The sequence below is a fragment of the Peptacetobacter sp. AB800 genome (assembly GCF_047807365.1).
GTDB lineage: Bacteria > Bacillota > Clostridia > Peptostreptococcales > Peptostreptococcaceae > Peptacetobacter.
Genome location: NZ_JBLOUI010000061.1, coordinates 1 through 9171 on the forward strand (window position 1 = coordinate 1; position 9171 = coordinate 9171).

8 protein-coding genes and 1 other annotated feature are annotated in these 9171 nt (G+C 30.9%); of the genes, 1 reads left to right on the forward strand and 7 read right to left on the reverse strand.

All coding sequences use genetic code 11. The features are described 5' to 3' along the window. Positions 1 to 143: 143 nt before the first annotated feature. The 6 genes from ACK2WN_RS11525 to nadD form a co-directional block, all read right to left on the reverse strand. Positions 144 to 653 carry a threonine/serine exporter family protein gene (locus ACK2WN_RS11525; RefSeq protein ID WP_416155650.1) on the reverse strand — a complete coding sequence of 170 codons (510 nt, stop codon included), beginning with the start codon at positions 651 to 653 and terminating at the stop codon, positions 144 to 146. 1 nt (position 654) lies between these two features. Next, positions 655 to 1416, reverse strand: a complete 762-nt coding sequence (locus ACK2WN_RS11530; RefSeq protein ID WP_329999136.1) for a threonine/serine exporter family protein — start codon at positions 1414 to 1416, stop codon at positions 655 to 657. Between the two features lie 236 nt (positions 1417 to 1652). Beyond that, positions 1653 to 4076: a leucine--tRNA ligase gene (leuS, locus tag ACK2WN_RS11535; protein ID WP_329999137.1), complete on the reverse strand. Its 2424-nt coding sequence runs from the start codon at positions 4074 to 4076 to the stop codon at positions 1653 to 1655. A 93-nt stretch (positions 4077 to 4169) separates the two neighbouring features. Continuing rightward, positions 4170 to 4369 (reverse strand) — a binding site (T-box leader). 109 nt (positions 4370 to 4478) lie between these two features. Beyond that, positions 4479 to 4838, reverse strand: coding sequence for a ribosome silencing factor (gene rsfS / locus ACK2WN_RS11540; protein ID WP_300528869.1), 360 nt, complete (start codon positions 4836 to 4838; stop codon positions 4479 to 4481). 109 nt (positions 4839 to 4947) lie between these two features. Beyond that, entirely contained in the window at positions 4948 to 5541 is a 594-nt protein-coding gene (yqeK, locus tag ACK2WN_RS11545; protein WP_416155651.1) for a bis(5'-nucleosyl)-tetraphosphatase (symmetrical) YqeK, read from the reverse strand. 45 nt (positions 5542 to 5586) lie between these two features. Further along, entirely contained in the window at positions 5587 to 6276 is a 690-nt protein-coding gene (gene nadD / locus ACK2WN_RS11550; RefSeq protein WP_329999142.1) for a nicotinate-nucleotide adenylyltransferase, read from the reverse strand. Between the two features lie 186 nt (positions 6277 to 6462). Here nadD and recX point away from each other — a divergent pair, with 186 nt between their 5' ends. Further along, positions 6463 to 7101 (forward strand): recombination regulator RecX, encoded by a 639-nt coding sequence (gene recX, locus ACK2WN_RS11555; protein WP_270838370.1) that lies wholly within the window; start codon positions 6463 to 6465, stop codon positions 7099 to 7101. Between the two features lie 207 nt (positions 7102 to 7308). Here recX and ACK2WN_RS11560 read toward each other — a convergent pair whose 3' ends face one another. Next, a complete protein-coding gene (locus ACK2WN_RS11560) occupies positions 7309 to 9015 on the reverse strand; it encodes a 5'-nucleotidase C-terminal domain-containing protein (RefSeq protein WP_416155652.1) in 1707 nt (568 codons plus the stop codon). Between the last annotated feature and the right edge of the window lie 156 nt (positions 9016 to 9171).

Genomic DNA, 9171 nt, shown 5'->3' on the forward strand with positions numbered 1-9171 from the left:
TTCAGTTAGTTGAGTATAAACTAAATACTAGACCAAGAAAATGTTTAGGGTTTAAAACACCCTTCGAGATATTTTATGATAAACTGTTGCACTTAGCTTGACAATTCGCCATACATAAATATGAAATAAAAGAGGACTTCAAATTAGAAGTCCTCTATTTTTATATCATCATCTCCATCTGAATTTTTATTTATCTTCTTAAATGAGTTTATTATTTTTCCAAGTATATCATTTGTTTTTCTTCTTCTAAATAAAGTCGTTATAAATACCAAACCTAGAGATATAGCCCCAGCTATCATAAGGGTTGATATACCATTTCTTACACCCGCTGTATAATCATTTGTAAGGAAGGCATAAAAAGTATTATATACACCATATCCTGGGACAAGTATTATCATTGCACATACACTCATTATTGTAGATGGTGCATTGTACAACCTCGCACACACCTCTACATATACCCCAAAGCATATTGTAGCAAAGAAGAACGAAAGATTGTTCTCCATACCAACCATTAAAAGTAACTTATAAGATAACCAAGCTATTCCTCCTCCAATGGCAGATATTCTGAGATATTTTCCTTTTATATTGAAAATAACTCCAAAACTATATGCAGCTATTATACATAGTACAACTTCTAGTGCCAATCTCATTTTAAACCCCTCCGTATCTTATGTATAAGTTTAATACGAAACACATACCTATACTGACAGCTATACCTATTAAAAGAACCTCTTCTATTTTCATAGCCCCAGATAAAAGCTCTCCGTCAAGTATATCCCTTATAGCATTTGTCAGTGGCAATCCTGGAACAAGAAGCATTATGGATCCCATTATAACCTTATCTATAGTGTATATAAATCTAAACTTAACTAATAATATTGCAATTGTAGGTATTATAGCCGCACCAATCATATTTATAAAAAAGTCGTTAAGCGATATTTTTCCAAATAATCCTGTGACATATTTGACAGTACAACCTATAAAGAAGCTTGCAAACATATCTGCTACTCCACCGCCAAACAGTACGGTAAGAACCGCAGTCCCTACCCCTGCAAAAAATATCTTTCTATTATCTGAATAATAGTTTCCTTTTTCTATTTCGGCTAGTATTTTTTCACAAACTGCTATATCAAAGTTATATTGAGATATTGTTCTAGATAAAGCATTTATCTCAAATACCTTATTTAGGTCTGTACTTCTTTTCATTATTCTTTTTACAACTGAACTTATCTTTCCATCAACGGTTGCAGATACTATTACCGCAGTCGGAGTTGCAAATACACCTGTTTTCTCTACTCCAAATGAAGCGCATATTCTCGTAACTGTTTCTTCTACTCTATACGTTTCTCCGCCACTTTGTAAAAGCAGAACTCCAGCATCAGATGCAAATTCTAATATTCTATTTACGTCCATCAAAATCTCCTTTCTTTAATTTTTTCTTATAGTTTTAACTTTATGATTTATTTATATATTTAATACAAATTGTATTCTTTTAATTTTTTAGTCCACTTTGTCTATTGTATACCTAGATTAATCTCTTTTCAATATTATTTATTATTTTATATAGGTTAAATTACAAATTCCACACAAAAAAAGATGCTGCTGCAAAACATCTCTAAATGTTATTACAACAGCACCTGTATTCTCTATTATTTTACAACTATATTTATTAATTTTTTAGGAACAGCTATAACTTTAACTATAGTTTTTCCTTCAACTAATTCTTTTATTTTTTCGTCTTCTAAAGCAGCAGCCTGCATATCATCTCTTGATATTTCAGTTGGAACATTCATTCTTCCTCTTACTTTACCATTTATCTGAACAACTACTTCAACTTCATCTTTAACTAAAGCTTTTTCGTCGTATTCAGGCCAGCTTATATCGAATACGCTTCCTTCTTTACCTATCATCTGCCATAATTCTTCACCTAAGTGTGGAGTGAATGGAGATATTATTGTAACTATAGCTTCTATACCTTCTTTTATAACAGCTGAGTTTCTTCCATCTAATTCTTTATATTTGTACATTTCGTTTATTAATTCCATTAAAGATGCTATAGATGTATTGAAACCGAATTTTTCATCTAAATCAGATGTAACTTTTTTGATTACACTATTTATAGTGAATCTCATATCTTTATCAGCTGAAGTTAATTTACCGAATTCACCATCACAGTTTTTAACTTCTTCTGCTAATTCGTCAACTAATCTATATACTCTGTTTAGGAATTTGAAACATCCTTCAACACCCTGGTCAGACCAGTCAAGGTCTCTTTCTGGTGGAGCTGCGAATAGTATAAATAATCTAGCTGTATCTGCACCGTATTCATCTATTATTTTTAGAGGAGATACTGTATTTCCTTTTGATTTACTCATTTTTGATCCTTCTTTAAGAACCATACCCTGAGTTAATAGGTTTTTGAATGGTTCATCAGCTTCTACCATTCCCATGCTGTGGAATGCTTTCATTAACCATCTAGCGTAAAGAAGATGCATTATAGCGTGTTCTACACCACCTATATACTGATCTACTGGTACCCATTTATCAGCTATATCTTTTCTGAATGGTTCTTCAGTGTTTTTGTTGTCAGTATATCTTAAGAAGTACCAAGAAGAATCTATGAATGTATCCATAGTATCTACTTCTCTTCTAGCTGGTTTTCCACATTTTGGACAAACTGTTTCAGTGAATGTTGGAGAAGTTGTTAATGGTGATTCTCCTTTTCCTGTAAATTCAACGTCTGTTGGAAGTAATACTGGTAGATTTTCTTTCTTTTCAGGTACTATACCGCAATCATCACAATATACTACTGGTATAGGGCATCCCCAATATCTCTGTCTTGAAACTAACCAGTCTCTTAATCTGTAGTTTACAGTTCTCTTTCCTTTTCCTTCTGCTTCCATTTTGTCTACTATTTTTTCGAAAGCTTCTTTAGCAGGCATACCGTTAAATTCTTCAGAATTTATCATTATTCCGTCTTCATCTATTACTGGTACTATTGGAAGGTCGTATTTTTTAGCGAAATCTTCATCTCTTTCATCGTGAGCTGGAACTGCCATAACAGCACCTGTTCCGTAGTCAGCAAGTACATAGTTAGCTATCCATATTGGCACTTTTCTTCCATTTACTGGATTTATTACATATTTACCTATGAACATACCTTCTTTTTCAAGATCTGTAGCTGTTCTTTCTATTTCTGTCATTTTGTGCATTTTTAGAACGAATTCGTCTACTGGAGCTTCGTATTCAGTTCCTGCAACTAATTCTTTAACTAATGGACTTTCTGGTGCTAATACCATAAATGATACTCCGTAAGCTGTATCTGGTCTAGTTGTATAAACTGTTATTGTATCTTCAGTTCCATCTATTGTAAATGTTAAGTTAGCTCCTGTACTCTTACCAATCCAGTTTCTCTGCATTGTTTTAACTTTTTCTGGCCAACCATCTAATTTATCTAAGTCATTTAATAATTCTTCTGCAAATGCAGTAGTTTTGAAATACCACTGTTCTAGGTCTTTCTTTATAACTGTTGTTCCACATCTTTCACATTCTCCCTGAACAACCTGTTCATTAGCAAGAACTGTTTCACAAGATGGACACCAGTTAACGTAAGATTTTTTCTTATATGCTAATCCCTGTTCTAATAATTTTAGGAATATTTCCTGAGTAAATCTATAGTATTCTGGCGTAGATGTAGCTACTTCTCTATCCCAGTCATAGCTTAATCCTAATAGATTTAACTGTTCTCTCATTTCAGCTATATTTTCCATAGTCCATTTGTGTGGATGTATACCATGTTTTATAGCCGCATTTTCTGCTGGTAATCCAAATGAGTCCCATCCCATTGGATGAAGTACATTGAACCCCTTCATTTTTTTGAATCTAGCTATAACGTCACCTATAGAATAGTTTCTAACGTGTCCCATATGAAGTTTTCCTGATGGATAAGGGAACATTTCTAATGTGTAGTAGTTTGGTTTTTCTGTCTGTTCAGTATCCATTTTATACTGATTGTTTTCTTTCCAAGTTTTCTGCCATTTTGTTTCTATGGCTTTGAAATCATATACACTCATTTTTTCTCCTCCTGTTTTTTATTTTTAGTAGTTCAAATATAATAATTATTATTTCTGTATAATAAAAAAATCCTCAATCCCTAAACGTAATCGTTTAGGGACGAGGATATTATATACTCGCGGTACCACCCTAATTAGTTCAAATAAATTGAACTCTCTTAGTTGAGTCTTTAAACCGACAACGGTCGACAGCTCTTTTCTGACAAGTTCAGAAATTTGTTATACTGGTTTGCAGCTACCACCAGCTCTCTGAAATAACTCCTATCCTACTACTTCAGACTGTCTGTAAATATTTTTTATTTTTGATTAATACAAACATTCTAACATCTTTAATATTAAGTGTCAAGTTTGATTACTTTAAAAAAGGACTATAAATATAGTCCTTTTTGATTAAATACAATTTTATAATTCATCTGGATCTACAACTGGTGCATCTTTCCATAATTTTTCTAAGTTGTAGAAATCTCTGTTTTCTTCATCAAATATATGAACCATTATATCGCCGTAGTCAAGAAGTACCCACTGCTGAGAGTCTATACCTTCTTTACCTCTTGGTTCTAATCCATTTTTAGTCATATCTTCTTCTACTTTATCAGCTATTGCCTTAACCTGTCTTGAAGATGACGCTGTAGTTATTATGAAGTAATCAGCTAAGCTTGTTATTTTTCCTATATTTAAAATTAGTATATCTCTTCCTAATTTATCTTCTATCGCATGGTTTATAACTTTTACCATCTGTTCTACTGTTAAATCTGCTGTCATTTATCTTTCCTCCTTAAATTTATGAAACTACAAAATAGTTCTCTTACTTGTAAATATTAAAACTATTATACCATATAGAACTAAAAATAAAATCTATTTTTAAATTTATTTATAAATTTTTAATAGCTTTTTTCTTTTTTCTTTCTGTAATCATAAAGTTTCTCGCTGCTACAGATCTAGGATGAATTGTATTTCCTTTTTTTATCATAAGAGATATAGTATTGTCAAATGATTGTATCATTGCTGCATCCATATCTCCTGCATAAGCTAAATCTCTTAACTCATCAACTCCTGGATAGTCTCTGCCAACTTCTATTAAATCTGCAACATATATTATTTTTTCCATTAGGCTCATATCAACTTTACCAGTTGTGTGGTATCTTACAGAACTTATTACATCCTCATCATCTATACCAAAATCGTATTTTGCTACATATGAACCTATTATACTATGAGAAAGTGCGATATTTCCAACCTCTAATTCATCTAACTCTATATCGTATTTTGCTACATAGTAATCTACTTTGTCAGTTTTAAAATATTTTGCACAGTCGTGCACTATACCAGCTAAATACGCCTTTTCTTCATCTGCACCGTACATTTCAGCTAATTTCTTAGCACTGTCTGCAACATTTAATGAATGTATATATCTTTTTTCAGTCAACAATTCCTTTAGTTTTTCTTTGATTTGATCTAAGTTCATCAATTCTTTTGTTCACCTAAAAGTGAACTTACCTCCCAAATTATTTTATTCTTCTATCTGCTTATATAAATCCTTTCTCTGCATATACTTTTCCACAGATTCAGGCATTAAATATCTTACTGTTTTTCCAGCTTCTATCTGTTCCCTTATATATGTAGATGATATATCTAAAGAAGGAACATACACACTTATAATAGATGTATCGTATTTTCTTTCAAGCTGTTCAATCTTTTCCTGAGCCTTTAAAAGACTTATCCCAGGTCTTGTAGCCGCTATAAATGTAGCCATTTCAAAGTTTTTCTTAACACCTCTCCAGCTTTCAACCTCACATATAGCATCTGCTCCTGTAATAAAATAAAGCTCTGCATTTGGATACATCTTCTTTAAATCTTTTAGTGTATCTACTGTATACGTCTGTTTATTTCTTTCTATCTCTATATCTAAAGCTATAAAATTATTGTTTGTTTTAGTAGCAAGTAGAACCATATTGTATCTATCATACTTATCTGTCTTTATACCCAATTTATGTGGTGGATTCCCAGTTGGTATGAAAAAAATCCAATCTAAATCGTATTTATCTCTTATAAATTCTGCTGTTGCTAGATGTGCAAAATGTATAGGATCAAAAGTTCCTCCTAAAATTCCTACCTTTTGTTTCTCTTTTATACTTTCAAATTTGCTCAATTTTTTATCATTCGCTTTTCTAGCACTATCTACTAGTTCTAAAATCCCCATTGAAACTAACTTCTCCTTTTCCTTTTACTATTATCTATTGTACCATAGATTCACGTTTTCTTGAATGAATCTATAAAAATACAAGGTAAAACAAACGACTTATTTTGCCAATTCTTTCATTTTTCTTCGTTGACTTTGTCTTTCAAGTGGATTAAAATTAACCTATCTCATTAGAGGAGGTTTTTTATGTCGATTATTACAAAAATTGAAGCACAAAAAAGAAGCAAAGATAGAGTTAATATATATGTCGATGAAGAATATTTTATGGCAGTTTATGCAGAGCTTGTCTACACACATTCTTTAAAAAAAGGGATGGAAATAGACAAAGAGTCACTTGAAAGTCTTTTACACGATGAAATGTATATGAAAGCAAAAAATAAGGCTCTTTCAATTCTTTCAAAGTCTGATCAATCAGAAAAAAAACTTAGAGAAAAATTATTAAACGATTACGACGAAAATATCGTAGAAGAAGTAATAGAGTTTTTAAAAGGATATAAACTTATAGATGATAATCTTCTAGCGGAAAAGATTGTCCACGATAATATGAATCTTAGCAAGTTTGGTAAAAATAAAATCAAACAAAATCTATATAATAAAGGAATAGCTGCATCGGATATTCAAGATGCTATTTCTCAAATTGATCCGGATGAAGAGTACGAAAACGCCAAATATTTGGCTGAAAAAAGATTAAAAAGGCTAAAGGGCGAGGATAAAAATAAAATTAATCAAAAAATTTATCAGCATTTAGCTTATAAAGGCTTTAATTATGATATTATTAAGAGAGTACTAAGAGAGCTTTTGAATTTTGACGAATTCGATTGTTAAGGAGGAAAAATATGAAAAAATTAATTATCGGTGTTTTATGTTTTGCACTAGGTGTGTATAATTACTATCAGTTAAAAAAACAGGATACAATGAGATAAATATTATATTAAAATTAAAATCCCCACAGAAGTTTTAAATTACAATCTTTTGTGGGGATTTTTTATTCAATCAATTATTATTTATCTGGATTAATACTAATTCAAGTTATTAGTCTTCTTTTTTTCTTCTTAGCGCTCCAAAAGCTGCAGCTGATGCTACAAATGTTCCTGCTGCTCCTGCTATTGATGATGCATCACCTGTTTTTGGAGATTTCTGTGTAGGTTTTGATCCACTTGAACTACTTGATGATGAACTAGATCCTGTTCCACTTGGTTTACTTACATTTACACCATTGCTTCTTAAAGAATCTGCTATTTTAACAAGTTTTTTATAGTTTGTTACTTGTTTTCTTTCGTCCTGATTTAAGTCATTGAACATTTTTATAGCTTCATTTACCGCTTTTATATTAGATGTTGTCTTATCATATGTTAATTTATCTATAGCAGTAACTACTTTTTTAACCTTTTCTCTATTTATATTTACTGTTTTAGTTACTTTTATTCTACCATCATTTTTATAGTTTATAGTTCCTTTAGATTTTATAAATTTTGCTATTACCTTATCTAATTCACCGTAATTTTTTTCAATACCCGATCCAGATATAGAGCTATAATCTGTAGACATATAATCATTCATAGCAACTAGATACTGTTTTGATTCATCAAGCTTTTTACCTTTTACTTTAATATCTGTTATTCTACTACCAGCTTTTTTATTTACATCTATTGTGTATGTAAGATTTCCAAAGTGTAAGAATGTAGAGTTAGCTTCTGGATATATCTCAGCTCCGACTTCTATTGCATCTTTTATCTGTTTTCCAGTTAATTTTTTAGTTATAACTGTATTTCCAAATATTACAGATTCTACTATATTTCCATAAGTTATATCGCCTTTTGGTATTGATTTTAATATAGTTCCTGCATTAGTCATAGCTATTTCTGCACCTATTTTGCTAAGTAATGCATCATTTATTAAATTTGCAAAGTTACTTTCTTCTTTACCTATTGTATAGTAATCTCCAACTAATTCAGTAGAAGTTTTTCCTAGTACATCTTCATTGTTGAAGCTTACTTCGTCTTTGTTCTCATCCTTATTTTCTTCTTTATCTTGTTCTGGTTTCTGATTTGAGTTATTTTTATCTTCTTCTTTATTCTTATCTTCTTCTTTTCTGTTTTCAGTTTTAGATTCTTCTTTTTCTGAAGATGATACAGTTGTTGCTGTTTTTAAAGATATTAATTCATTAGACGAATTTTTCTGTCTGTAAGTTATTTCAACTTTTACTTTTCTAGAAGTGTCTTTTTTTGCATCCTCTTTAGTTCCTTCTTTTGAAGGATTTTCTTTAGATGTAGATTCTCTTTTTACATCTTCTTTTTTAGTTTCAGTTGAATCATCTTTTTTAGACTCATTTGATTTGCCATTAGTTTCATTTGATTTGTTTATTTTTTTAGATACGTCATCAGCACTAAATACGTCTACATTCTCACCATTTATGTAGATAAATGCCTCTGCACCGCTCTTAATTAGATTTGTCATATCAGATTTTAAATTAGTAGATTTATTTGAGTCAACAACTGCCATATCTATTCCATCTACTATTTCACAAAGTTTGCCGTCTTTTATTTCTTTTTTATTTGTTTTTCCGTTGATTAATATATCTAAATAGTCCTTAGAATCTTTTCTTTCGTACACAACCACTAGTTTTTTAGATTCATTGTTACTATTATTAGATATTTCTTTTGCAAATACTGTATTTCCTTGTATTACTATAGATAATACCATAGCCGTACTTATTATTCTTTTATATGCTTTTCTCATTTTTCTCCCCCCTTATCAAAAATTACGCTCTGTTAACTTATTTATTATTGAATCTCGACCCCGGTAGGGTTTACAATGATTTCACCCAAAAACACATTCCCCCTACGGAAAGGAGTCGAGAAAATTGAAACCTTACATAAAATGCCCTGATTGTTT

Bases quoted from the DNA above. Each gene is read 5' to 3' on its own strand.
- ACK2WN_RS11525 (WP_416155650.1), bottom strand. From the start codon at position 653: ATGAGATTGGCACTAGAAGTTGTACTATGTATAATAGCTGCATATAGT.
- ACK2WN_RS11530 (WP_329999136.1), bottom strand. From the start codon at position 1,416: ATGGACGTAAATAGAATATTAGAATTTGCATCTGATGCTGGAGTTCTG.
- leuS (WP_329999137.1), bottom strand. From the start codon at position 4,076: ATGAGTGTATATGATTTCAAAGCCATAGAAACAAAATGGCAGAAAACT.
- rsfS (WP_300528869.1), bottom strand. From the start codon at position 4,838: ATGACAGCAGATTTAACAGTAGAACAGATGGTAAAAGTTATAAACCAT.
- yqeK (WP_416155651.1), bottom strand. From the start codon at position 5,541: ATGAACTTAGATCAAATCAAAGAAAAACTAAAGGAATTGTTGACTGAA.
- nadD (WP_329999142.1), bottom strand. From the start codon at position 6,276: ATGGGGATTTTAGAACTAGTAGATAGTGCTAGAAAAGCGAATGATAAA.
- recX (WP_270838370.1), top strand. From the start codon at position 6,463: ATGTCGATTATTACAAAAATTGAAGCACAAAAAAGAAGCAAAGATAGA.
- ACK2WN_RS11560 (WP_416155652.1), bottom strand. From the start codon at position 9,015: ATGAGAAAAGCATATAAAAGAATAATAAGTACGGCTATGGTATTATCT.